This window comes from Mycobacterium sp. NGS45 (assembly GCF_059812645.1).
Window position 1 is genome coordinate 283,464 of sequence record NZ_JCALDB010000001.1, and the last position, 25,088, is coordinate 308,551.

Annotated in this window: 21 protein-coding genes; 14 read left to right on the forward strand and 7 right to left on the reverse strand. The window is 68.6% G+C overall.

Translation table 11 applies throughout. The features are described from left to right. Positions 1-65: 65 nt before the first annotated feature. The gene (gene pcrA, locus AC5Y3P_RS01380) at positions 66-2,375 is read left to right on the forward strand and encodes a DNA helicase PcrA (RefSeq protein ID WP_500044085.1); all 2,310 of its coding nucleotides are present in this window, start codon (positions 66-68) and stop codon (positions 2,373-2,375) included. After that, positions 2,339-3,301 (forward strand): pirin family protein, encoded by a 963-nt coding sequence (locus AC5Y3P_RS01385; protein ID WP_500044267.1) that lies wholly within the window; start codon positions 2,339-2,341, stop codon positions 3,299-3,301. Before pcrA ends, AC5Y3P_RS01385 begins: the two co-directional genes overlap by 37 nt. Here AC5Y3P_RS01385 and AC5Y3P_RS01390 read toward each other — a convergent pair. The 4 genes from AC5Y3P_RS01390 to AC5Y3P_RS01405 form a co-directional block, all read right to left on the reverse strand. Then, entirely contained in the window at positions 3,284-3,718 is a 435-nt protein-coding gene (locus AC5Y3P_RS01390) for a hypothetical protein (protein WP_500044086.1), read from the reverse strand. The genes AC5Y3P_RS01385 and AC5Y3P_RS01390 overlap by 18 nt on opposite strands. A 79-nt stretch (positions 3,719-3,797) precedes the next feature. Then, positions 3,798-4,454, reverse strand: coding sequence for a hypothetical protein (locus tag AC5Y3P_RS01395; protein WP_500044087.1), 657 nt, complete (start codon positions 4,452-4,454; stop codon positions 3,798-3,800). A 53-nt stretch (positions 4,455-4,507) separates the two neighbouring features. Further along, entirely contained in the window at positions 4,508-5,152 is a 645-nt protein-coding gene (locus tag AC5Y3P_RS01400; protein WP_500044088.1) for a hypothetical protein, read from the reverse strand. Positions 5,153-5,200: 48 nt separating this feature from the next. After that, positions 5,201-6,187: a M23 family metallopeptidase gene (locus AC5Y3P_RS01405; protein ID WP_500044089.1), complete on the reverse strand. Its 987-nt coding sequence runs from the start codon at positions 6,185-6,187 to the stop codon at positions 5,201-5,203. 266 nt (positions 6,188-6,453) lie between these two features. Here AC5Y3P_RS01405 and sucC point away from each other — a divergent pair, with 266 nt between their 5' ends. After that, positions 6,454-7,617 (forward strand): ADP-forming succinate--CoA ligase subunit beta, encoded by a 1,164-nt coding sequence (sucC, locus tag AC5Y3P_RS01410; RefSeq protein WP_500044090.1) that lies wholly within the window; start codon positions 6,454-6,456, stop codon positions 7,615-7,617. Between the two features lie 15 nt (positions 7,618-7,632). Next, positions 7,633-8,535 carry a succinate--CoA ligase subunit alpha gene (gene sucD, locus AC5Y3P_RS01415; RefSeq protein WP_500044091.1) on the forward strand — a complete coding sequence of 301 codons (903 nt, stop codon included), beginning with the start codon at positions 7,633-7,635 and terminating at the stop codon, positions 8,533-8,535. A gap of 31 nt (positions 8,536-8,566) precedes the next feature. On the opposite strand, the gene AC5Y3P_RS01420 is transcribed toward sucD, so the two are convergent. After that, entirely contained in the window at positions 8,567-9,778 is a 1,212-nt protein-coding gene (locus AC5Y3P_RS01420) for a MarR family transcriptional regulator (RefSeq protein WP_500044092.1), read from the reverse strand. Next, positions 9,775-10,905 (reverse strand): ATP-binding protein, encoded by a 1,131-nt coding sequence (locus AC5Y3P_RS01425; RefSeq protein ID WP_500044268.1) that lies wholly within the window; start codon positions 10,903-10,905, stop codon positions 9,775-9,777. Before AC5Y3P_RS01425 ends, AC5Y3P_RS01420 begins: the two co-directional genes overlap by 4 nt. Positions 10,906-11,064: 159 nt before the next feature. Here AC5Y3P_RS01425 and AC5Y3P_RS01430 point away from each other — a divergent pair, with 159 nt between their 5' ends. The 7 genes from AC5Y3P_RS01430 to purH all read left to right on the forward strand — a co-directional run bounded on the left by AC5Y3P_RS01430 (position 11,065) and on the right by purH (position 19,302). Then, complete coding sequence (locus tag AC5Y3P_RS01430) at positions 11,065-12,591, forward strand: acetyl-CoA acetyltransferase (RefSeq protein ID WP_500044093.1); 1,527 nt, start codon at positions 11,065-11,067, stop codon at positions 12,589-12,591. 15 nt (positions 12,592-12,606) lie between these two features. Continuing rightward, entirely contained in the window at positions 12,607-13,320 is a 714-nt protein-coding gene (locus tag AC5Y3P_RS01435) for a sensor domain-containing protein (protein WP_500044094.1), read from the forward strand. Positions 13,321-13,399: 79 nt separating this feature from the next. Further along, positions 13,400-14,530, forward strand: a complete 1,131-nt coding sequence (gene sfnG / locus AC5Y3P_RS01440) for a dimethylsulfone monooxygenase SfnG (RefSeq protein ID WP_500044095.1) — start codon at positions 13,400-13,402, stop codon at positions 14,528-14,530. A gap of 179 nt (positions 14,531-14,709) precedes the next feature. Further along, a complete protein-coding gene (locus AC5Y3P_RS01445; protein WP_500044096.1) occupies positions 14,710-15,570 on the forward strand; it encodes a DUF5336 domain-containing protein in 861 nt (286 codons plus the stop codon). 49 nt (positions 15,571-15,619) lie between these two features. Further along, positions 15,620-17,101, forward strand: coding sequence for a cell division protein PerM (locus AC5Y3P_RS01450; RefSeq protein WP_500044097.1), 1,482 nt, complete (start codon positions 15,620-15,622; stop codon positions 17,099-17,101). 9 nt (positions 17,102-17,110) lie between these two features. Then, a complete protein-coding gene (purN, locus tag AC5Y3P_RS01455; RefSeq protein WP_500044098.1) occupies positions 17,111-17,740 on the forward strand; it encodes a phosphoribosylglycinamide formyltransferase in 630 nt (209 codons plus the stop codon). Then, positions 17,737-19,302, forward strand: coding sequence for a bifunctional phosphoribosylaminoimidazolecarboxamide formyltransferase/IMP cyclohydrolase (gene purH, locus AC5Y3P_RS01460; RefSeq protein ID WP_500044099.1), 1,566 nt, complete (start codon positions 17,737-17,739; stop codon positions 19,300-19,302). Before purN ends, purH begins: the two co-directional genes overlap by 4 nt. On the opposite strand, the gene AC5Y3P_RS01465 is transcribed toward purH, so the two are convergent. Next, entirely contained in the window at positions 19,299-19,979 is a 681-nt protein-coding gene (locus tag AC5Y3P_RS01465; protein ID WP_500044100.1) for a TetR/AcrR family transcriptional regulator, read from the reverse strand. The two genes, purH and AC5Y3P_RS01465, sit on opposite strands and share 4 nt — an antisense overlap. A 103-nt stretch (positions 19,980-20,082) precedes the next feature. Here AC5Y3P_RS01465 and AC5Y3P_RS01470 point away from each other — a divergent pair, with 103 nt between their 5' ends. The 3 genes from AC5Y3P_RS01470 to AC5Y3P_RS01480 all read left to right on the forward strand — a co-directional run bounded on the left by AC5Y3P_RS01470 (position 20,083) and on the right by AC5Y3P_RS01480 (position 25,058). After that, positions 20,083-21,594, forward strand: coding sequence for an MFS transporter (locus AC5Y3P_RS01470; RefSeq protein ID WP_500044101.1), 1,512 nt, complete (start codon positions 20,083-20,085; stop codon positions 21,592-21,594). Positions 21,595-21,694: 100 nt separating this feature from the next. Next, positions 21,695-23,077: a sigma 54-interacting transcriptional regulator gene (locus tag AC5Y3P_RS01475; RefSeq protein WP_500044102.1), complete on the forward strand. Its 1,383-nt coding sequence runs from the start codon at positions 21,695-21,697 to the stop codon at positions 23,075-23,077. Further along, on the forward strand, positions 23,070-25,058 hold the full coding sequence (locus AC5Y3P_RS01480) for a vWA domain-containing protein (RefSeq protein ID WP_500044103.1): 1,989 nt from the start codon (positions 23,070-23,072) through the stop codon (positions 25,056-25,058). Before AC5Y3P_RS01475 ends, AC5Y3P_RS01480 begins: the two co-directional genes overlap by 8 nt. Positions 25,059-25,088 lie beyond the last annotated feature (30 nt).

Sequence of the window (25,088 nt, forward strand, 5' to 3'; positions counted from 1 at the left end):
GAGTGTGCCACCTTGGGCGCTGCCGACGCAAAAGTGTCACGGTCCGGCGGTAGGTTGGTAACGACATGACGACCTTCCCTGCGCCCAGCGACACCGATGAACTGCTTGACGGCCTCAACCCGCAACAGCGGCAAGCGGTGCTGCACGAGGGATCGCCGCTGCTGATCGTCGCGGGCGCCGGCTCCGGTAAGACCGCGGTGCTGACCAGGCGGATCGCCTACCTGTTGGCCGCCCGCGACGTCGGCGTGGGGCAGGTCCTGGCGATCACCTTCACCAATAAGGCCGCCGCCGAGATGCGGGAACGGGTCGTCGAGCTGGTCGGGCCGCGGGCTCGGGCCATGTGGGTGTCGACGTTCCACTCCACCTGTGTGCGGATCCTGCGCAACCAGGCCTCCCTGATCCCGGGCCTGAACTCCAACTTCTCCATCTACGACGCCGACGACTCCCGCCGGCTGCTGATGATGATCGCCAAGGACATGGGCCTGGACGTCAAGCGGCATTCGCCGCGGGTGCTGGCCACCGCGATCTCCAACCTGAAGAACGAACTGATCGACCCGCAGCAGGCGGCCGCCGAGGCGTCCGAGGCCGCCGAGGACCTGGCCGGCATCGTCGCCGAGGTCTACGGCGAGTACCAACGCCGGTTGCGCGCGGCCAACGCGCTGGACTTCGACGACCTGATCGGCGAGACCGTCGGCGTGCTGCAGGCCTTCCCGCAGATCGCGCAGTACTACCGGCGCAGGTTCCGGCACATCCTGGTCGACGAGTACCAGGACACCAACCACGCGCAGTACGTGCTGGTGCGCGAGCTGGTTGGGATCGAGCCAACCGAGGACGGCCTGCCCCCCGGTGAGCTGTGCGTGGTCGGCGATGCCGATCAGTCCATCTACGCCTTCCGCGGTGCCACCATCCGCAACATCGAGGACTTCGAGCGGGACTTCCCGAACGCCACCACGATCCTGCTGGAGCAGAACTACCGCTCCACCCAGAACATCCTGAACGCCGCCAACGCGGTGATCTCCCGCAACGGCAACCGTCGCGAGAAGAGGCTGTGGACCGACGCCGGCCACGGTGAGTTGATCGTCGGGTACGTCGCCGACAACGAGCACGACGAGGCCCGGTTCATCGCCGGCGAGATCGAGGCGCTCGCGCAGCAGGGCACGATCAACTACAGCGACGTCGCGGTGTTCTACCGCACCAACAACGGTTCCCGGCCGGTCGAAGAAGTCTTCATCCGCTCCGGCATCCCGTACAAAGTCGTTGGGGGAGTGCGGTTCTACGAGCGCAAGGAGATCCGCGACGTCGTCGCCTACCTGCGCGTGCTGGACAACCCCGGTGATGCGGTGAGCATGCGGCGCATCCTCAACACCCCGCGCCGCGGCATCGGAGATCGCGCCGAAGCGTGTGTCGCGGTGCACGCCGAGAACACCGGCGCCAGTTTCAACGATGCGCTGCAGGCCGCCGCCGAAGGCCGGGTGCCGATGCTGAACACCCGCTCGGAGAAGGCGATCAAGGGGTTCGTCGAACTGCTCGACGAGTTGCGCGGTCACCTCGACGGCGAACTGGGTGATCTGGTCGAGGCCGTGCTGGATCGCACCGGCTACCGGCGCGAACTCGAGTCCTCCAACGACCCGCAGGATCTGGCCCGGCTGGACAACCTCAACGAACTGGTCAGCGTCGCACACGAATTCAGCATCGACCGGGCCAACGCCAAGGCGCTGGCCGAAGACGAACCGGCCGACGAGGACATCCCGGACACCGGAATTTTGGCCGAGTTCCTGGAACGGGTGTCGCTGGTGGCGGACACCGACGAGATTCCCGAGCAAGGTTCCGGGGTGGTCACCCTGATGACCCTGCACACCGCCAAGGGGCTGGAGTTTCCGGTCGTCTTCGTCACCGGTTGGGAAGACGGCATGTTCCCGCACATGCGTGCACTCGGTGACCCGACCGAACTGTCCGAGGAACGCCGGCTCGCCTATGTCGGCATCACCCGGGCCCGGCAACGGCTCTACCTGAGCCGGGCCAAGGTGCGCTCGTCCTGGGGTCAGCCCATGCTGAATCCGGAATCCCGTTTCCTGCAAGAGATTCCACAGGAACTACTGGACTGGCGCCGTACCGAGCAGGCCGCCTCGTTCAGCGCGCCGGTCGGTGGCGGCCGATTCGCCGGATCTGCCCGGCCCGCGCCCAGCCGTCCCGCCGCGCGCAACCGTCAACTCATCGTGTTGGCCCCGGGCGACCGGGTGACCCACGACAAGTACGGCCTGGGCCGGGTCGAGGAGGTCAGTGGCGTCGGCGAATCCGCGATGTCACTGATCGACTTCGGCAGCGCGGGCCGGGTGAAATTGATGCACAACCATGCGCCGGTGACCAAGCTGTGAGCACCGTCGAAGTACTCGAAGCCCGTGCGGTCCCGCTCGGCGGGCTACGGGCGATGACGGTGCGCCGCTCGCTGCCGCAGCGCGGGCGCACCCTGATCGGTGCCTGGTGTTTCGCCGACCACTATGGTCCCGACGACGTCGCCGTCACCGGCGGGATGGACGTTCCGCCCCACCCGCACACCGGACTGCAAACGGTGAGCTGGCTGTTCACCGGGGAGATCGAGCATCGCGACAGCCTGGGCGTGCACGCCATGGTGCGGCCCGGTGAAGTCAACCTGATGACCGGTGGGTACGGCATCTGCCACAGCGAGGTCTCCACGCCGGACACCACGATCCTGCACGGCGTGCAACTGTGGGTTGCGCTGCCCGCGGCGCATCGTGACGCGCCCCGCAACTTCCAACATTACGTCCCCGAATTGGCCCGGCTGGACGGCGTGACGCTGCGGGTCTTCCTGGGTTCGCTGGCCGGAAGTTCCTCTCCGGTCGAATCATTCACGCCGTTGCTCGGCGCCGAACTGCTGCTCGACGCCGGCGCGACGGTGCACCTCGAGGTCGATCCCGGCTTCGAACACGGGGTTCTGGTCGACGGCGACGTCGCGTTGGTCGCCGACACCCGGGTGCCACACGGTGCCATCGGTTATCAGCCGGCCGGGGCCGATACCGTGCGTATCACCAATCCGCTCGACCGGCCGCAGCGGCTGATGCTGATCGGCGGGCCACCGTTCACCGAGCGCTTCGTGATGTGGTGGAACCTGATCGGAGCCGACCACGAAGCCGTCGAAAAGGCCCGCGCCGAGTGGGAGGACGGCAGCGAGCGGTTCGGTGTGGTCAGCGGTTATGTCGGTGAGATGCAACGCATCCCGGCGCCGGTGCTGCCGAACGTACGGCTGCAGGCCCGGGGCAACCCGTCACCGCGGCGCGGATAGCCGGACCCAATTGCGGGTGGCCGGAACCAGCGTCAGCACCAGCACGGCCACCGCGCCGAGCATCGGCAGCAGCGACCCGAGCCACTCGCCGGGTTCGGCGATCACCAGATCGGCGACGCCGCCGATGATCCCGAGGACGCTGACCACCAAGACGGCCCACCAACCGAACTGGCTGCCGCGCAACAACAGCACACCCGCCACGATCGCGATCGTTCCGACGAGCGCCACCAGGACCAAGAGACCCAGCATCGCGGCGCCACTGCTGACCGCACTGTCCCCGGCGCTGGTACCGCTCACGCTTTCCTGGGCGCTGATGGTGAAGACCAGCACCAGCGACATCATGAACATCCAGGCGGACATCAGCAATGCCACCCCGCCCGCGGCGATGGTTAGCGCAGCTGCGACGGTCGCGGTCACCGGACGTGAAACAGCAGGTGTTGCAGGGTGGTTGATGGACATCCTCGAGCTCCGGTGCCGACGAAGGCTCTAGAAGGCTCTAGTAGCCGAACTGGGGGTTGGCGGGCTTGGCTGCTGCACACCATTGCTGGGTGCTCGGCAGCAAGGCCAGCACCAGGGTGGCGACCGGGAACACCAGGCCGAGGATGGAGAGGATGCTGGGGCCGGCCATGGTCAACGACGCATCGGCTTGATGCGCGGCGGTGTTACTGGCTATCAGCGCGACGATCGAAATCAGGATCGTGACGCCGCAGGCCACCACGATCACGATCCGGGCCCACGACTTGCGCGCGAACAAGAAGCCGCCGCCAGTGAAAAGCGCTGCCGCCAAGCCCAACTGGGCGATCAGGGTGAAGACCAGCAGGCCTTGGAACCAGCCGGGGAGCAGATCCGCCTCGCGGCTGGACAGATCGGAGATCGCCGCCAGGGCTGACGCGCTGCCCAAGACTCCCAGCAGTGCGGCGCAGCCGCCGAGCAGGCTGAGCACCGCGGCGATGATGGCCGTCACGTTGCTGGGCTCGCGCGGTCCAGCAGGTCCGGGGTAGCCGCCCTGGTACCCGTACCCGTACTGGGCGCCCGGCGGGTAGCCAGGCGGCTGCGGGTAGGCCGGACCCGCCGGCGGGTAGTTGCCAGGCTGCGGGTAGTACCTCTGCGGGTTCTGCTGCCCGTGCGGGTACAGCGGTTGATTCGGGTACACCGTGCCTCCTGGAAACTCTGTTGAGATGACCTTAAGTCAGTGGGGCGGCACGCTCAGCGCACCACTGTCCAGCGTCGAGTCATCGGGCTCAGCGCGAACCCGGCGCTGAGCACCGGTAGCACCGGCATGGCGTAGACGATGCCGGGCACCTTGGCGCCCGCGATGAACACTCCGCAGAAGGCCAGCAGCGCCACCACGGCTCCGGCCGCGATCAGATAGCTCCCCACGATCCGGCGCAGCAACAGCAGGATCACGCCGGAGACGGTGCTGACCGCGAAGACCAGCGCCAGGAAGCCGACGGCGACGCAGAACAGCCGGTCGGTGTGCCACCAACCCACGATCAACTCGGTGGCCACCAACGACGTCGTCCAGCCGCTGAGCATCGCGGCCACGCAGGCCGCCACCGCGGTGTGCGGGCCGGGGGTGGCGGGTTCGGAGTCGTCGGGCTGGTCGGTGGCGGCCGGTAGCACACCCGCGGACGGCGCGGCGGGAGTCTCGATGTGGGTGGTGGCCGGTGCGTCTGGTGTGGCGATGTGGGTGGTCGCCGGGGCCTCGGGGCTGACCGGGAAGGAACCGGTGGGGGTGCGCCGGATGATCGACGTGCGGGTGTCCTCGACCGGCGCGGCAGCCGGCGGGCGCGGTAGTCGGCGCAGGATGCGGGTGTGCTCGCCGGAGGGCGATTCGGGTTCCTCAGTCACCACCGAAGAAGGCTAGCCGAACCGGCGCGGCAACGAAGTAAGCGCAGATCAGACGACGTTCACGCCGCGGGAAGCCAGCCACGGCACGGGGTCGATGCGGTCGGAGCCGTTGGGCATGACCTCGAAGTGGCAGTGCGGGCCGGTGGAGTAGCCGCGGTTACCGACGGTGGCGATCTGGTCGCCGGCCATCACCCGCTGCCCCACGCTCACCAGCCAGGTGTTGATGTGGCCGTAGAGCGTCACGGTGCCGTCGGTATGGCGCAACTTCACCCAGGCGCCGTAGCCCGCGGTCGGGCCCACGTCGATCACGACACCGTCGGACACCGCGTAGATCGGGGTGCCGATCGGGGCGGCCAGGTCCACACCGGCGTGCAGCGCACCCCAGCGGTAGCCGTAGCCGGACGTGAAGATGCCGGTGGTGGGCTTGACGAAGAGCGGGCGCTGCAGCCGCGCTTCGCGCTCGGCGCGCTCCTGCGCGAAGGCGACACCGCGGGCCAGCTCCTCGGAGTGCACGCTGCTGTTGACCGCGGGCGCCATCGAGACCACCTGCATGCCGCGCGGGCTGCCGGTGATGGTGGCGCCGGAGATGCTGTCGGAGGCCACCACGGTGTCCGCGGCGGCTTGTTCGGTCGGGTTCAACGAGCTGTGCACGGCGGCGGCTGCCGCGCCGGCGGCCATGGCTGCGATCAGGACACGTCCCTTGGTCGCGCTCGCCGGCTGCTTGCGGTGCGCGCCGCCGCCGATCCGCGGCAGCACGTCGGTCTTGTCCGGGTCTTCCAGGATTCCGATGTCGATGCGGCGCATCAGCGTCAACGGCATCTCATCGGTTTCGGTCAGATCATCGAGCTCGGGAGCCGCCAGGATGTCGGCGTCGGTCTCGAACGGGGATTCGTGAAAGTCCAGGTCATCGAGGCTGCCGAACTCGTTGAACGGCACGATGTCGGTGACTTCGTTGGGGTGGAAATCAAGATCGCGGTGGCGCGCGTTCTTGGTCGCACCCGTAGCCGGGCTCGAACTTCCGCGATGCGCTGCCAACCGAAAATGTCCTCGTCGTCGTGACCTGAGCGTTATCAGACCTGTGAGACGGTAACCAAGTTCCGATGTTGGTGGCAAGCCAGACGGCTATTCCCGCGGTGGAATGTGACTTGTATCACCGGGTCCACCGTGGTGACCTGTACCACAACAATGGTAGGCGATGCGGGCGCATCGCAGGCGTGTCGATAAAGTTCCCCGGGGCCAAACTCCGTAAACGTCAGCGCGGTCCATCCGACCAGACGACACCGCCGTCACTTAGGAAGCTCATGGATCTTTTCGAGTACCAGGCGAAGGAACTCTTCGCCAAGCACAACGTTCCGACCACGCCTGGCCGGGTTACTGACTCCGCCGACGACGCCAAGGCGATCGCCGAGGAAATCGGTAAGCCGGTGATGATCAAGGCGCAGGTCAAGGTTGGTGGACGCGGGAAGGCCGGCGGCGTGAAGTACGCCGCCACCGCCGACGACGCGCACACCCACGCGACCAACATCTTGGGCCTCGACATCAAGGGCCACATCGTCAAGAAGCTGCTGGTCGCCGAGGCCAGCGACATCGCCGAGGAGTACTACATCTCCTTCCTGCTGGACCGCGCCAACCGCACCTACCTGGCCATGTGCTCGGTCGAGGGCGGCATGGAGATCGAAGAGGTCGCGGCCACCAAGCCCGAGCGGCTGGCCAAGGTGCCCGTCGACGCCGTCAAGGGTGTGGACCTGGCGTTCGCCCGCTCGATCGCCGAGCAGGGCCACCTGCCCGCCGAGGTGCTCGACGCGGCCGCGGTCACCATCCAGAAGCTGTGGGAGGTCTTCGTCGCCGAGGACGCCACCCTGGTGGAGGTCAACCCGCTGGTGCGCACGCCCGACGACCAGATCCTGGCGCTGGACGGCAAGGTCACCCTCGATGAGAACGCCGACTTCCGGCAGCCCGGCCACGCTGAGTTCGAGGACAAGGACGCCACCGATCCGCTCGAGCTCAAGGCCAAGGAGAACGACCTCAACTACGTCAAGCTCGACGGACAGGTCGGCATCATCGGCAACGGCGCCGGTCTGGTGATGTCCACCCTGGACGTGGTCGCCTACGCCGGTGAGAACCACGGCGGTGTGAAGCCGGCCAACTTCCTCGACATCGGCGGCGGCGCCTCGGCCGAGGTGATGGCCGCGGGCCTGGACGTCATCCTCAACGACACACAGGTCAAGAGCGTGTTCGTCAACGTGTTCGGCGGCATCACCGCGTGCGACGCGGTGGCCAACGGCATCGTCAAGGCGCTGCAGATCCTCGGCGACGAAGCCAACAAGCCGCTGGTGGTGCGCCTGGACGGCAACAACGTCGAAGAGGGCCGCCGCATCCTGGCCGAAGCCAACCATCCCCTGGTGATCCAGGCCGAGACCATGGACGCCGGCGCCGACAAGGCCGCCGAGCTGGCGAATAAGTAAGGGAGCCAACAACTCATGTCTATCTTCCTGAACAAGGATTCCAAGGTCATCGTCCAGGGCATCACCGGCGGCGAGGGCACCAAGCACACCGCGCTGATGCTCAAGGCCGGCACCCAGATCGTCGGTGGCGTCAACGCACGCAAGGCCGGCACCAAGGTCAGCCACAAGGACAAGGACGGCAACGACCTCGAGATCCCGGTGTACGCCTCGGTCGCCGAGGCCATCAAGGAGACCGGCGCCGACGTGTCGATCGCCTTCGTGCCGCCGGCGTTCTCCAAGGACGCCATCATCGAGGCCATCGACGCCGAGATCCCACTGCTGGTGGTCATCACCGAGGGCATCCCGGTGCAGGACAGCGCCTATGCGTGGGCCTACAACGTGGCCAAGGGTGAGAAGACCCGGATCATCGGCCCGAACTGCCCCGGCATCATCACCCCCGGTGAGTCGCTGGTCGGCATCACGCCGAACAACATCACCGGCAAGGGCCCGATCGGTCTGGTGTCCAAGTCCGGCACGCTGACCTACCAGATGATGTACGAGCTGCGCGATCTCGGCTTCTCCACCGCGATCGGCATCGGTGGTGACCCGGTCATCGGCACCACCCACATCGACGCCATCGCGGCCTTCGAGAAGGACCCGGAGACCAAGGTCATCGTGATGATCGGCGAGATCGGTGGCGACGCCGAAGAGCGGGCCGCCGACTACATCAAGGCCAACGTCAGCAAGCCGGTGGTGGGTTACGTCGCGGGCTTCACCGCCCCCGAAGGCAAGACCATGGGCCACGCCGGCGCCATCGTGTCGGGCTCGTCGGGTACCGCTGCGGCCAAGCAGGAAGCCCTGGAGGCGGCCGGCGTGAAGGTCGGCAAGACCCCGTCGGCCACCGCCCGGCTGGCGCGCGAGATCTACGAGAGCCTCTGAGGATCCGCACACTGCAACGACGAAAGCGGCGTCAGGCCTTCGGGTCTGGCGCCGCTTTCGTTTTCGGGCGCGACGTTCTCTGGCGCGGTGTGGTCGGGCGCGGCGGGTCCGGCTCCAGCTCGGCGACCGCCGCCAGCAGCAGCGACAGCTCGCCATCTCGGTACTGCAGGTAGTAGCGCAGCAGCGGTTCGGTCAGGTCGTACCAGGAGGCGCGCCGGTCACCGTCGCTGGCTTTAGACGATGTGACCCAACGGGATTCGGCGAGGCGGCCCAGCGCGGCAGCCGCCGACTGGTTGGAGATGCCCACGCTGTGCGCGAGGTCGCCGACCGTGCGCGGCCCGGTGCCGCGCGCCAGCTCGACCACCAGACGCTGCTCGCCGGCCGGAAGCTGCCACAGCAGCTGCTGATAGTGCGGGGCCAGCCGGTCCAGCAGTTCGGTCAGCACCGGGACCAGTTGCCGCAGGCTCGGCTCGTCGACCAACTCGGCGAGCATGTGCCAGTGTCGCGGCAGGCCACCGAATATCCGGTGGATGAGCGAAAGTCGTTGCCGGCCCGGGCCCGATTCCAAGTAGCGCGCCAGCGGCCCGTCGCCACGGGAACGGGCCGTGTGGCTCAGCAACCGAACGGCGTCGTCGACCTCGAGTTCGGGCACCGATTCGATGATGAACGATCCGTACCAGGGCAACGTCCGGGAGGACACGCCGGCGAACAACGCCGGTGCGGTGGCCAACACCAGTACCGCCGTGGAGGTTTCGACCAGGGCGCGCAGACTGCCCTGCCCGGCCTCGCCGACGGCCGTGAACACCCGGTCCAAGTTCTCGATCACCAGCAGGATCATCCGGCCGCCGGCGGCCGCCAGCACCGCCGACTCGATCCCGATCGAATCTCGTTGGCGGCGAAGTTCTTTGGCATGCTCACCCAGCTGCCCGTCGATGGCTGCGGCGATCTCGACAAGCAGATCGAGGTAGGACCCGATCGCCAGCGAGTCCTCCGGGATCACCACCGACAGCGTGGTCTTCGCGGTCGCCGGGTCGGCCAGCGCGCGGTGCAGCGCCAGCTGCACGGTATGGGTCTTGCCGGCCCCGCGCGGCCCGATCAGCAGGGTGTGCGGGCGGGCGCCGTCGCGGGCGGCGGACTGGATCCGGGCCACCAGGGTGTCGACCAGTTGCCCGGACCCGACGGTGGCTGCCTCGAGTTCCTCGGGCGTCAACGCGGTGGGCGTGAACACCGGGTGCACGGTCATCGCCGCATCGACCGCCAGGCGCGCTGGATCAACGGCGAGGCGAAGCGTTCGGCTTCTCCGGTGCGGACCAGATAGTGATCCAGGGCCAGGCGTTCCAGATATCCCACCAGCTGGTCACGATCCCGCAGCTTCACCCCTTCGCTGCGCAACCGCAGCCAGGCCGCGTCCACGGTGAGGGCTTGCTCGGCGTGCGCGTATACGTCGAGGATCTTGCCGATGATCCCGGAGTCCAACCCGTAGTAGTAGGCCAGTCGGTCCCGGTAGTGCCGCAAATCCCATGGGTCATAAGGATCTTCGATGGCAGCCGTGATCAGGTCGGCGACCAGACCGGGATCGACCGGCTGCCCGTGCTGTAGCCAATGGCTGCGCGCCGAGGCCACCAGGTGCTGGATGTAGTACGGCACGTTCTCGGCAGCCGCGGCGATCGCGACCGCGACCTGGTGCCGGTCGGTGACCGCAGTCTGGCTGCCCAACAGCAGACACTCGGCCAGATAGCCGGCGTGGTCGGGGCGGATCGGCCCGATCAGGATTTTGCGGATGTCGTTGACCGTGCCGGGCGCGTCGGGGGAGACGTGGTGGAAGCCGATCGAACCGGAGAGCACCGTGGCGAGCCGACCCGGGTACTCCTGACGGAACCGGCGCAACAGGTGCAGGAAACTGTCCCCGGTTCCGCGCTGTTGACGTTCCAGGTTGCGGGCCAAGATGGTGACCTCGTCGATGAACAGCACCAGCATCCGGCCGTGCGCGCGCTCCACGGCGCGGTGCAGCAGTTCGTCGAGGGCCGCGGCGGCCGCGGCGGTGCGTTCCAGGGTCACCGGTCCGGCGGTGAGCTTGAGCCGCCACTTGTTCAGCTCCCGGGCCCAGGCGGGGTCGAGGCGCACGAGCTCGGCTGTCAGTGCGACGACGAACTCCTGATAGGTCTCCCGCTCGGCGCTGATCGCCAGTACTTGGGCGCCACCGGCTGCTGCGGCGCGCTGCACCACCCGCGACAGCGAGGTTTTGCCGTGCCGCCGGTCACCGACCAGCACCGCGCCGGCAGTCGGCAGCGTGGCCAGGACTTCCTCGGTTTCCCTGACCCGGCCGACCACGTCGTCGACCGGCACCACACCGCCCACCACCAGGGTCATGGGTCGGACCGGCCAGGTCATTCACGAATCATACGTCGAAATTGACGTACGTCCAATACGTTGTACGACAATTCAGACGTATAACCCACCTGCTCAGTCCGCCCAACTGCTCGGTTAGCCTGACGAAGTAACAGTCCGAGCAGCAGGAAGGCTCGCCGCATGACGATCGACCCCCGGACACCGGTGTTGGTGGGCGTAGGTCAGTTCACCGAGCGCATCGACGATCCCGGTTACCGCGGAAGGTCCTCGGTGGACCTGGCCGCCGAGGCGGCCCGCGCTGCGCTGGCCGATACCGACGCCGACGTCGTCGCCGTGGCCGAGGCCATCGAGGTGTTCGCCGCGCTGCGGCAGTTCGAGCTGTGCACCCCGACCCCGCCGCCGCTGGGCGCGTCGGACAACTATCCGCGCTCGGTGGCGCGCCGGATCGGCGCGGACCCCGCCCGCGTGGTGCTGGAACCGATCGGCGGCAACGGGCCGCAGAAGTTGGTCACCGAATTCGGCGCTGCGATCGTGGCCGGCGAACTCGACGTCGCGCTGGTGCTGGGCTCGGAGAACGGTTCCACCCTGCGCTATTTCGCCGGCCGCGACGACAAGCCGGACCACGCCGAACGCATCGGCGGCCAACTCGAGGATCGTGGCTACGGCTACGAGCAGTACATCAGTGAATACACCGTCAAGCACGGACTGACCGGCGCTCCGGTGCAGTACGGCCTGCTGGACAACGCGCGACGTGCCCGGCTCGGTCTGGACCCGGCGACCTACCGGATGCAGATGGCCGAACTGTTCGCACCGATGTCCGCGGTGGCGGCCAAGAATCCGTATTCGTCGGCGCCGGTGGCACGTTCGGCGACCGAGCTGGCGACGGTCACCGCCGAGAACCGGATGATCTGCGACCCGTATCCGCGGCTGCTGGTCGCGCGCGACCAGGTCAATCAGGGCGCGGCGGTGCTGCTGATGTCGGTGGCCGCAGCCCGTCGCCTCGGAGTCCCCGAGCAGCGCTGGGTCTACCTGCACGGCCACGCCGACCTGGTGGAACAGGATCTGCTGGACCGAGCCGATCTGGGTGCCAGCATCTCGGCGGAACTCGCGGTGACCGAAGCGCTGCGGGTGGCCGGCATCGGCTTGGCCGAGGTGTCCACCTTCGACCTCTACAGCTGCTTCCCGTTCCCGGTCTCCGCGGTGTGCGACGCCACAGGTTTGGCCACCAACGATCCGCGGGGCCTGACCATGACCGGTGGGCTGCCGTTCTTCGGCGGCCCCGGCAACAGCTACTCACTGCACGCGATCGCCGAAACCGTGCACGAAATGCGGGAAACCCCAGGCAAATTCGGCCTGGTCGGCGCCAACGGCGGGGTGATGACCAAGTATTCGGTGGGGGTGTACTCGACCGCGCCGGCCGAATGGAAAGTCAACCGCTGCGCCGAGCTGCAGCAACAGATCGGAGCCGCGCCCAAGGTCGCGGTGACCCGCGACGTCAACGGCGTCGGCACCGTGGAGACCTACTCGGTGCGCCACGACTGGCCGCAGCGCACCGCGATCATCGTCGGCCGTCTCGATGACGGCAGCCGATTTTTGGCGACCGGCACCGACCCGGCCCTGCTCGAGTTGGCGGCCGACGGTGACCCATTGGGTGCGCGGATCGTCGTAGACTGCGCCGACGGCCTGAACCGGGCCGTGCTGGCCTGACGCAGGGGGTTGCCGGTGGCTCGACGGCTCGGTACGACACGCATCGTCGGAGCCGCGCTCGCCGCTTCGCTGCTGGTGATCGGCGCATCGGCGTGCACCTCAGTGGTCGACGGCGCAGCGCTGGCCGCGGACACCGACGGCCCCACGACCAGCAAGGTGGCGGTCGCCGACATCACGGCCGAGACGCTGCCGTCGCTGCTGTTGAGTGCCGATGAGTTGTCGGAGCTGATCGACATCCCGAACATGACGGCCGGTGAAACCTTCACCGCCCCCGACGTGACCACCACGCCGTTCCAGCCGCCCGGGTGCGTGGGCGCGGTGTTCAGCGGGATGGACCGGGCCTACGAGAGCAACGGCTACCAAGCCATCTATTCGACCCGCACGGTCGACAACTTCAACGAAACCAAGGTGGATCAAGCTGTGGCGCTGTTCGCCAGCCCGGCAGACGCACAACGCGCCCTCGACGACTACCTGGCCATGGTGCGCGGCTGCGTCGGCACCGTGACCGTCGACGCCGGAACCACCACGACCTACACGGTCAGCGGACCCGCGGACGCCGGAGACGGCATCACCACCTGGACCGCCGACACCGAATACACCAAACTCGACCGGGCGCTGGCGGTCCGGGGGACCGTTCTGGTGGATTCCCAGGTGATCCATCCCGAGGACCGCAAGCATGCCGAGCAGCTGACCAAGGCGTTGCTGGAGCGCATCGACACCACCGGCTGAGCTGGTCCGGCCCGACTCACAGACTCAGCGCGAGTCCAACCCGTGACCGGGCCGGGCGACCAGACTGAGATGGCACACCATGACCACCGAACGTGTCTCCGAGCAAGTCAAGTTCGCCTACTGGGTGCCCAACGTCAGCGGTGGCCTGGTCACCAGTGACATCGAGCAGCGCACCGACTGGGGCTATGACTACAACGTCAAGCTGGCCCAGACCGCCGAGGCCAACGGCTTCGAGTACGCCCTGAGCCAGGTGCGCTACGAAGCCAGTTACGGTGCCGAGTACCAGCACGAGTCGACCAGTTTCAGTCTGGCGTTGCTGTTGGCGACCCAGAAGCTCAAGGTGATCGCCGCGGTGCATCCCGGTTTGTGGCAACCCGGCGTGCTGGCCAAGTTGGGTGCCACGGTCGACCACTTGTCCGGTGGCCGATTCGCGGTCAACGTGGTCTCCGGCTGGTTCAAGGACGAGTTCACCCACCTCGGTGAGCCCTGGCTCGAGCACGACGAGCGCTACCGCCGCAGCGCCGAGTTCCTCCAGGTGCTGCGCAAGATCTGGACCGAGGACGACGTGGACTTCCGCGGCGATTTCTACCGGATCCACGACTTCACCCTGAAGCCCAAGCCGCTCAACACCGCTGAGCGGCCGCACCCCGAACTGTTCCAGGGCGGCAACTCGACTGCGGCCCGCCGCAACGGCGGCTACTACGCCGACTGGTACTTCTCCAACGGCAAGGATTTCGACGGTTTCACCGAGCAACTGGCCGACGTGCGTCAGCACGCCCGCGAGGCCGGCCGTGAGGTCAAGTTCGGCCTGAACGGTTTCATCATCGCCCGGGACACCGAGAAGGAAGCCAAGGAAACCCTGCGCGAGATCGTCGCCAAGGCCAACCGCCCCGCCGTCGAAGGCTTCCGCCAGGCCGTCCAGCAGGCCGGCAACGCCACCGGTGACAGGAAAGGCATGTGGGCCGACTCGAGCTTCGAGGATCTGGTGCAGTACAACGACGGTTTCCGCACCCAGCTGATCGGCACCCCGGAGCAGATCGCCGAGCGCATCGCCGGCTACCGCAAGCGTGGCGTCGACCTGATCCTCGGCGGCTTCCTGCACTTCCAGGAGGAGATCGAATACTTCGGCTCCCGGGTGCTGCCCTTGGTCCGTGAGATCGAGGCCGCCGAACACGATTCGGCGGCGGAGCCGGTTCGGGTGCCGGCGTGATCGGAGGCAGGTCGGCCCACTCGAATGTGTGACCGACGGGTGCGTCGAGAACTGGGTGCCGTGCGCTAGCGTGGATGGTCGAATCGCGGTTGGTCGCCGGCTGATGCCGGCGCGGCCGAACGCCGCGGTCGAAACGTAAGCGCCGCTGCAGGCGGCGCCCAACGACTACAGGAGAGGTCATGACCTACTCACCAGGTGGCTCCGGCTACCCGCCGGCCCAACAGCCCGGCTCGTTTGGCGCCCAGCCGCCGTCCTACGGCGGTCCGGCCGCCGAGCCGGGCCCCAGCAAGCTGCCGCTGTACCTGACCGCTGCTGTCGCGGCGCTCGGCTTGCTGGCCTATCTGTTCAGCTTCGGCCCCTACCTCGGTGAGAAGGGCGGCCGCGGCGAAGATCCGATCGCCCTGGAGATCACCCTGGTGGTGTTGCCGCTGCTGGCAGCGCTGCTGGCCGCCGTCAGCCTGCTGCCGAAGGCCAAGGCGCGCCACGAAGTCACCGCCGCGTTGGCGGTGCTCGGTGGTCTGGTCCTGATCCACGCCATCGCCACCAAGCCCACCTCGGCCGGTCCGGTCGGCGGTCGCGACGGCATCGAGCTGAAGTGGGCGTTCTGGCTGGTGTTCGGCATCGTGCTGCTGCAGGCGATCGCCGCAGTGGTGGCGCTGCTGTTCGAGAAGGGTGTGCTGACCCCGCCCGCGCCGCGGCCGCACTACGAGCAGCCGCAGTTCGGCCAGTACGGCGGCTACTACAGCCAGCCGCCGAGCCAGCCAGTGGCGCCGTCGGCTCCGCCGGCCGGCCCGCGTCCGGGTGGCAACTACCCGCCGCAGCAGTTCGGTGGCTACTCCGGTGGCCAGCCCTCCGGTGGCTTCGGTGCCGCCGGCCCGCAAAGCTCCGGCGCCCCCAACCCGCCGACCCCGCCGACCGGCTACCCGAGCTTCAGCCAGCCGCCGGCCTCGGGTCCGTCCAGTGGCCCGGCATCCAGCGCGCCGACCCAGCAGGCGTCGACGCTGCCGCCGGTTCCCCCGTCAGAACCCAATCCGTCCTGACTGCGGTCTGCCCGCGCCCGGTTCGCCGGGCGCGGGCGACCTGATTTAGATGGTCGAAAACCAGGCAGCGGGCGCGCAGCAGCCACGTGTTCTGGTCCGGGTTGCGTTCGGCCCGGCCCTGTTGGCGTTGGTCGTCATCGCCGCGGTGGTACTGCTGCAGCTGCTGATCGCCAACAGCGATATGACCGGCGCCCTGGGCGCCATCGCCAGCATGTGGCTGGGCGTGCACGGCGTCCCGGTCACGATCGCCGGGCAGCAACTGGGTGTCATGCCGCTGCTACCGCTGCTGCTCATGGTCGCGGCCACCGCGCACACCACCGCGTCGGCCACCGGGGAGCGCACCTCCTGGTTCGTGGTCCGGTGGATCGTCGCCTCCGCACTGGGCGGGCCGCTGCTGATGGCCGCGATCGCACTGGCCGTCATCCATGACGCGTCCTCGGTGATCACCGCGCTGCAAACCCCGAATGCGTTGCACGCGTTCACCTGTGTGCTACTGGTACATGCGTTCGGCGCGATCCTGGGTGTCGGGTCCAAGGTGGGCCGACGGGCATTGGCTGCCACCGCGTTGCCGCCCTGGCTGCCCGGCGCGCTGCGCGCCGCCACCGCCGGTGTGCTGGCGCTGTTCGGGCTGTCGGCGGCCGCGGTCGCGGTCTCGCTGGTGGTGCACTGGTCGACGATGCACGAGCTGTTCGGCATCACCAATTCGTTCTTCGGCGAGCTCAGCCTGGCGCTGCTGTCGATCCTCTACATCCCGAACGTGGTGCTGGGCGCCGCCGCGATGGCCGTCGGCTCCAGCGCCCACGTCGGGTTCGCGACCTTCAGTGCGTTCACGGTGTTCGGCGGGGACATTCCGGCGTTGCCGATCCTGGCCGCGGCACCCAGCCCACCGCTGGACCCGGTGTGGGTCGCGGTGCTGATCATCGGCGCGGCCTCCGCGGTGGCGGTCGGCCAGCAATGCGCCCGGCAACCGCTGCCGCTGGGACCGGCGATGGCCAAGCTGGCGGTGGCCTGCGCGGTCGCCGCGGTGACGTTGGCCCTGCTCGGCTACGCCGGCAGCGGGGCATTGGGCAACTTCGGCGACGTCGGGATCGACCAGGCCACCTTCGGGCCCGCGGTGTTCCTGTGGTTCTTCGCCATCGGCGCGCTGACCGTGGCGATGGCCGGCGGCTTGGTCCGGCGGCCCAAACCGGTGCCGGCCGCTGTGCCCGACGGCAGCGCGGCTCCCGAGGTGGACCCCGCCGGTGAGGCCGGCGTGGCCGCGGGCGACGTCGCCGCCGACGACGTCGTCGAACCGGAGTCGGAGGCCCCCGCCGAGGTCACCGAGGTCACCGAAGTCATCGAGGTCGCCGAGCCCGAGGACGTCTTCGACGTCGCGCCGGCCGATGAACCCGAGCCGGTGTTCGAAGCGCCTCCGGTGCAGGCCGCCTCGCCCTTCGACCCGGTCGATGATGACCTGCCCGACGCCGAGGACCTGTGGGCCACCGACGACGACGATCCGGCCTCGACGGAACCACCCCGAACCGCCGACTAAGCTTTGCGCGTGCAGCAACCCCTCCACGTGCCACCGAGTGCGCCGTCCCGGCTGGTCGTGTTGGCATCCGGCACCGGCTCGTTGCTGCAGTCCCTGTTGGCCGCCGCGACCGGCGACTACCCGGCGCGGGTGGTGGCCGTCGGGGTGGACCGGGACTGTCGCGCCGCGCAGATCGCCGCCGACACCGGCCTGCCCGCGTTCGCCGTGCGGCTGCGCGACTACCCCGACCGGGCGGCCTGGGACGCGGCGCTGACCGAGGCCGTCGCCGCGCACCAACCCGACCTGGTGGTCTCGGCCGGGTTCATGAAGATCCTCGGGCCGGCGTTCCTGGCGCGTTTCCCGGGCCGGATCGTCAACACCCATCCCGCGTTGCTGCCGTCGTTCCCGGGGGCGCACGCGGTGCCCGACGCGCTGGCCTACGGGGTCCGGGTCACCGGCACCACCGTGCATCTGGTGGACGCCGGCACCGACACCGGGCCGATTCTGGCCCAGCGTGCCGTCGAGGTGCGCGACGATGACGACGAACAGACTTTGCACGAACGCATCAAGGTGGTCGAACGACGGCTGCTGGTGGACGTGCTGGCCGCGATCGCGACCCGCGGCGTGACCTGGAGCGGACGAAAGGCAACCTTCGGATGACTGCGCGTAGACCGATTCGTCGGGCGTTGATCAGCGTGTACGACAAGACCGGGCTGGTGCCCCTGGCGCAGGGTCTGCACGAGGCCGGGGTGGCCATCGTGTCCACCGGTTCCACCGCGAAAACCATTGCCGACAAAGGCATTCCGGTGACCCCGGTGGAACAGCTGACCGGTTTCCCGGAGGTGCTCGACGGCCGGGTCAAGACCCTGCACCCGCGGGTACACGCCGGACTGCTGGCCGACACCCGCAAGGCCGAGCACCTGGCCGCCCTCGGTGAGCTCGACATCGAGCCCTTCGATCTGGTGGTGGTCAACCTCTACCCGTTCAGTCAGACCGTGGCCTCGGGGGCTTCCGAGGACGAATGCGTTGAGCAGATCGACATCGGCGGTCCGTCGATGGTGCGCGCGGCCGCCAAGAATCACCCGAGCGTGGCCGTCGTGGTCGACCCGCTCGGTTATGACGGTGTGCTGGCTGCGGTGCGCGACGGCGGTTTCACGCTTGAGGAACGAAAGAAGTTGGCGTCGCTGGCATTTCGGCACACCGCCGAGTACGACGTCGCAGTGGCGACCTGGATGGGATCGACGCTGGCACCCGAGGCCGACGGCCCGGCCGAGCTGCCGGCCTGGTACGGCGGCACCTGGCGGCGTTCGGCGGTGCTGCGCTACGGCGAGAACCCGCACCAGCAGGCCGCGTTGTACGCCGACGACGGCGGCTGGCCGGGCCTGGCGCAGGCCCAACAGCTGCACGGCAAGGAGATGTCCTACAACAACTACACCGACTCGGATGCAGCCTGGCGCGCGGCGTTCGACCACGAAGAGATCTGCGTGGCGATCATCAAACACGCCAACCCGTGCGGCATCGCGATCTCGGCGACGTCGGTGGCCGACGCGCACCGCAGGGCCCACGAGTGCGATCCGCTCAGCGCCTTCGGCGGGGTGATCGCCACCAACACCGAGGTCAGCGTGGAGATGGCCGAGACCGTCGCCGATATCTTCACCGAGGTGATCATCGCGCCGGCCTACGCCGACGGTGCGGTCGAGGTGCTGGCCAAGAAGAAGAACATCCGGATCCTGGTGGCGTCCGAACCGTTGCTGCGCGGCACCGAGTTCCGGCAGGTCAGCGGTGGCCTGCTGGTGCAGACCCGGGACGCCCTGGACGCCGACGGCGACGACCCGGCGAACTGGACGCTGGCCACCGGCTCGGCGGCCGATCCGGCCACCCTGGCCGATCTGGCGTTCGCCTGGCGCACCTGCCGCGCGGTGAAGTCCAACTCGATCGTGATCGCGCGCGACGGCGCCACCGTCGGCGTCGGGATGGGTCAGGTCAACCGGGTCGACGCGGCCCGACTCGCGGTGGAGCGGGCCGGGCAGCGCACGCAGGGCGCGGTCGCGGCCTCCGATGCCTTCTTCCCGTTCCCGGACGGCTTGGAGACCCTGATCGAGGCCGGTGTGCAGGCCGTCGTGCATCCCGGCGGGTCGATGCGCGACGAGCTGGTCACCGAGGCCGCCGCCAAGGCCGGGATCACGCTGTACCTGACCGGGGCCCGGCACTTCGCGCACTAAGGCGTGCCGATCCCGCGCGAGCGGTAGCGCGCAGCAAAGCCCTCGCACAGCGCCTCGACACCCGAGTGCAACAGCGGCATCGCCGCGCACAGACCCGGTCGCTCGACCGCGGTGAGCTCTTTGAGCAGCGGCAGTTCGTCGACCAGCGGGTTGTCGGCCAACTCGGCGACGAATCCGGCGTCGGCGCGCGCGGGCGCCGGTGCGATGAGCGCCCGGCCGACCGCCCCGAGGCCGGTGCCCTGCACGTGGTTCCACAGCAGCAGCGTGAGTTCGGCTGCTTCGGCCACGTCGCCGGTGAGGTGGCTGAACGCCTCGACCAGCCAGTCGAAACACGCCACCGAAGCCGGCGACATCGCGGCGCGCGGCAGCGCGTGGGCCAATAGCACCCAGGGATGACGCAGGTACAGCCGCATATCGGTCTCGGCGGCGATGTGCACCCGCGCCCGCCAGTCCGCTGTACCCCGCAGCTGCTCGGGGTACAGGTAGGCCGCACCGACGTGTGCGGCCATGTCGCGGAGCAGGGTGTCCTTGTCGGGTACGTGCCGGTACAGCGACATGGTGCCCGCACCGAGCCCCTCGGCCACCCGGCGCATGGAGACCTTTCCCAGGCCGCTCTCATCGGCGATGCGGACGCCCTCGACGACGATGGCCTCCCTGGTGAGGGTGGACTCGGACACGGCTGCGCCTTTCTGCTTTGACGCGATACGGCACGCGTGCGTACAGTGTACCCAGCATCTTGCGTACGTCGTACGCGCCCTCGGATATCCAGCAGGAGTCATCGTGTCCAGCACCCCGCGCCGCGCCTGGGGCGGTCTTGCCGCACTCCTGCTGCCGGTGTTCCTGGTGTCGATGGACGCGTCGGTGCTCTACCTCGCGATGCCGCATCTGACCACCGCGCTGCACCCCGACCCCGCGCAGCAGCTGTGGATCCTCGACATCTATCCATTCATGCTGGCCGGGTTGCTCATCACGATGGGCAACCTCGGTGATCGCTGGGGCCGGCGCCGGCTGATGACCTGGGGCGCCGCGCTGTTCGGCGTGGCGTCGGTGATCGCGGCGTTTGCCCCGTCCCCGGGCCTGCTGATCGCAGCGCGCGCCCTGATGGGCGTCGGCGGCGCCACCCTGCTGCCCGCCAGCCTCGCGCTGATCGCGAACCTGTTCCGCGAACCCAAGGCCCGGGGTGTCGCCATCGGCATCTGGACCGCGGCGTTCTCGTTCGGGATGGCGGTGGGGCCGGTGATCGGCGGCGTGCTGCTGCACCACTTCTGGTGGGGTTCGGTCTTCTTGATCAACGCCCCGGTGTTCCTCGCCTTCCTGGTGGCCGGACCGCTGCTGATCCCGGAGTTCCGCAACGGCGACTCGAGCCCGTTCGACCTGGCCGGGGTCGCGCTGTCGATGGCGGCGATCTTCCCGCTGGTGTATGCGGTGAAAGCCGCAGCCGGGCACGGCGTGCAGGCGCAGACGCTGGCGATCGGCGCGGTCGGTGTGCTCATGCTGATCGCGTTCATCGCGCAGCAACGCAAAGCTGCACATCCACTGATCCCGTTCGACCTGTTCGGCAACCGGATCTTCGCGATGGCGATCGCCGGCACCATCGTGGCGATGGCGACCCTGGGTTCGATGTCCTATCTGACCGGCATCTACCTGCAGTCGGTGGTCGGCTTCGACGTGCTCGCCGCGGCCCTGCTCGGCCTGCCCGCGGCGGCGGTGGTCGCCTACTTCTCCATGCGGGCACCGTGGATCGAGCAGTATCTGGGCCGGCGCGCCACGTTCGTGACTGCGCTGTTGGCCGCGTCTGCCGGTCAGCTTCTCCTGGTCGGTCTCGGCGTGGACGGACCGGCGTGGCTGTACGTGCTCGGCACCGTGGTGGCGGGCATCGGCTACGGCACGTTGTTCACCTTCGTCTCTGCGGTGGCGCTGGGTGCGGCCCCGCCGGAGCGGGCCGGTCAGGCATCGTCGATGTCGGAGATGAGCTTCGAACTGGGCACCGCGGTCGGCCTGGCCATGCTCGGTTCGGTGGCCACCGCCGTGTTCACCGGCCGCGCCGGGATGTCGCGGACGCTCGACGAGACCCTCACCCGGGCGACCGCGATCGGAGGCGCCGACGGGGCCGCGCTCGCCGATGCGGCGCGCTCGGCCTGGGTCGACGCCGTCGTCACCACCGTCGGGGTGTCCAGCCTGTTGCTGGTGGCCACCGCGATCGCCGCCATCGTGGTGATGCGCGACCGCACGTCGGCAGCCGACCCGGCGCCGTCGACCGGAGCCCAGACGGTGTCCGACACCGCCGGCTGACCGCCGACGGGCAGCGCCGTCACGCGCCGAAACCGCAGTTCATGAGTCCGGAACGGGGGAGCCGCTGACCCGCGTCGGCCGCACGTCGTAGCGTGGAGCCGTGACGTCACCAAATGATCTGCCCCGCACCGTCGGCGAACTGCGCGCTTCCGGCCACCAAGAGCGCAGCGTCAAGGAGGAGATCCAAGCCAACCTGCTGACCGCGCTGGCCGAGGGCATCGACATCTGGCCGGGCATCTTCGGGTTCGAGGACACCGTGCTGCCCCAGGTCGAGCGGGCGCTGATCGCCGGCCACGACTTCGTGCTGCTCGGCGAACGCGGTCAGGGCAAGACCCGGCTGCTGCGGTCGCTGGCGAACCTGCTCGACGAGTGGACCCCGGTGATCGCGGGCTCCGAACTCGGTGAGCACCCGTATTCGCCGATCACCCCGGAGTCGATCCGGCGGGCCGCCGAATCCGGTGACGATCTGCCGATCGAGTGGCGGCACCGCAGCCGGCGCTACACCGAGAAGCTGGCCACCCCGGACACCAGCGTGGCCGACCTGGTCGGCGACATCGACCCGATCAAGGTGGCCGAGGGTCGCAGCCTCGGTGACCCGGAGACCATCGCCTACGGCCTGATCCCGCGCTCACACCGCGGCATTGTCGCGGTCAACGAGCTGCCCGACCTGGCCGAGCGCATTCAGGTGTCGATGCTCAACGTGATGGAGGAACGCGACATCCAGGTCCGCGGCTACACGCTGCGGCTGCCGCTGGACGTGCTGGTGGTGGCCAGCGCCAACCCCGAGGACTACACCAACCGCGGCCGGATCATCACCCCGCTCAAGGACCGGTTCGGCGCCGAGATCCGCACCCACTACCCGCTCGAGCTCGACGCCGAGGTCGGTGTGATCGCCCAGGAGGCGCACCTGAGCGCCGAGGTGCCCGAGTACCTGCTGCAGATCATCGCCCGGTTCGCGCGGCTTTTGCGCGAGTCGAACTCGGTGGACCAGCGCTCCGGCGTCTCGGCCCGGTTCGCGATCGCCGCGGCCGAAACGGTGGCTGCTTCGGCCCGGCACCGCGGCGCGGTGCTCGGCGAGACCGAGCCGGTAGCCCGGGTGGTCGACCTAGGCAGCATCGTCGACGTGTTGCGCGGCAAGCTGGAATTCGAGTCCGGTGAGGAGGGCCGCGAGCAGGTGGTGCTCGAACACCTGCTGCGCCGGGCCACCGCCGACACCGCGCAGCGCCGACTCGGTGGTCTGGACGTGGCACCACTGGTGGCTGCGGTGGAAGAGGGTTCGCCGGTGACCACCGGTGAGAAAGTCAGCGCCAAGGACGTGCTGGCTGCGTTGCCCGACCTGCCGGTGCTCGAGGCGATCGCCGAGCGCCTGGACGCCGAGTCCGACGGTCAGCGCGCGTCGGCCATCGAATTGGCGCTGGAGGCACTGTATTTGGCCAAGCGCATCGACAAATCCTCCGGTGAGGGCGAAACCGTCTATGGCTAGACGCGGCGTTCCGCGCACCTCCCGGTACTCCAGCTATACCGGGGGGCCAGATCCGCTGGCGCCGCCGATCGATTTGCGCGACGCGCTTGAGCAGATCGGCCAAGACGTGATGGAGGGCGCGTCGCCGCGCCGAGCGCTGCAGGAGCTGCTGCGCCGCGGCACCGCGAACATGCGCGGGGCCGACAAGCTGGCCGCCGAGGCCAACCGCCGTCGTCGAGAGCTGTTGCAACGCAACAATCTCGACGGCACCCTGCAGGAAGTCAAGAAGCTGCTCGACGAAGCCGTGCTGGCCGAGCGCAAGGAACTGGCCCGCGCCCTCGACGACGACGCCCGGTTCGGCGAACTGCAACTGGAATCGCTGTCCCCGTCCCCGGCCAAGGCCGTGCAGGAACTCGCCGAATACGACTGGCGCTCGGCCGAGGCTCGGCAAAAATACGACCAGATCAAGGATCTGCTCGGCCGCGAGATGCTCGACCAGCGCTTCGCCGGCATGAAGGAGGCGCTGCAGAACGCCACCGACGAGGACCGCCAGCAGATCAACGACATGCTCGACGACCTCAACCAGTTGTTGGAGAAGCACAACCGCGGTGAGGACACCGAGCAGGACTTCAACGACTTCATGCGCAAGCACGGGCAGTTCTTCCCGGAGAACCCGAAGAACATCGACGAGTTGATGGATGCCTTGGCCAAACGGTCGGCGGCGGCGCAGCGGTTCCGCAACAGCCTGTCGGCCGATCAACGTGCCGAACTGGATGCCTTGGCGCAGCAGGCCTTTGGTTCGCCGTCGCTGATGAACGCGCTGGACCGCCTGGATGCCAACCTGCAGGCCGCCCGGCCCGGTGAGGACTGGACCGGTTCGGAACGGTTCTCCGGCGACGATCCGCTGGGCATGGGTGAGGGCGCGCAGGCGCTGGCCGACATCAGCGAGCTCGAGCAGTTGGCCGAGCAGCTGTCGCAGAGTTACGCCGGCGCGCAGATGGACGACGTCGATCTCGACATGCTGGCCCGCCAACTCGGGGACGAAGCCGCCGTCGACGCCAAGGCGCTGGCCGAGTTGGAGCGCGCGTTGATGAACCAGGGTTTCCTGGACCGCAGCTCGGACGGCACCTGGCGGCTGTCCCCGAAGGCCATGCGTCAGCTGGGTCAGACCGCGCTTCGTGATGTGGCCCAACAACTCTCGGGACGACACGGTGAGCGGGACACCCGCCGCGCCGGCGCCGCCGGCGAGCTGACCGGGGCCACCCGGCCGTGGGCGTTCGGTGACACCGAGCCGTGGAACGTCACCCGCACACTGACCAATGCGGTGCTGCGGGAGGCCGGCACTGGTGAGGCAGCACAACCGATCCGGATCACCGTCGATGACGTCGAGGTCAGCGAGACCGAGACCCGCACCCAGGCCGCGGTGGCGCTGCTGGTGGACACCTCATTCTCGATGGTGATGGAGAACCGCTGGTTGCCGATGAAACGCACCGCGCTGGCGCTCAGTCATCTGGTGAGCACCCGGTTCCGTTCGGATGCGTTGCAGATCATCGCGTTTGGTCGCTACGCGCGTACCGTCACCACCGCCGAGCTGACCGGTTTGGAGGGGGTTTACGAGCAGGGCACCAACCTGCACCATGCGTTGGCGTTGGCGTCCCGGCATCTGCGCCGACATCCCAATGCGCAGCCGGTGGTGCTGATTGTCACCGACGGGGAGCCGACCGCGCACCTGGAGGACTACGGCGACGGTGGCGGCCCGGCGGTGTTTTTCGACTACCCGCCGCATCCGCGCACCATCGGCTTGACCGTCAAGGGTTTCGACGACATCGCCCGCCTGGGTGCCCAGGTGACCATCTACCGACTGGGTAGTGATCCTGGCCTGGCCCGGTTCATCGACCAGGTGGCTCGCCGGGTCGAAGGTCGCGTCGTGCAACCCGACCTCGATGGCCTCGGCGCCGCGGTGGTGGGGGACTACCTGCGTTCGCGGCGCCGTCGACGCTGATCGCTGGCAGGATCTGGAGCCAGGGGTAGA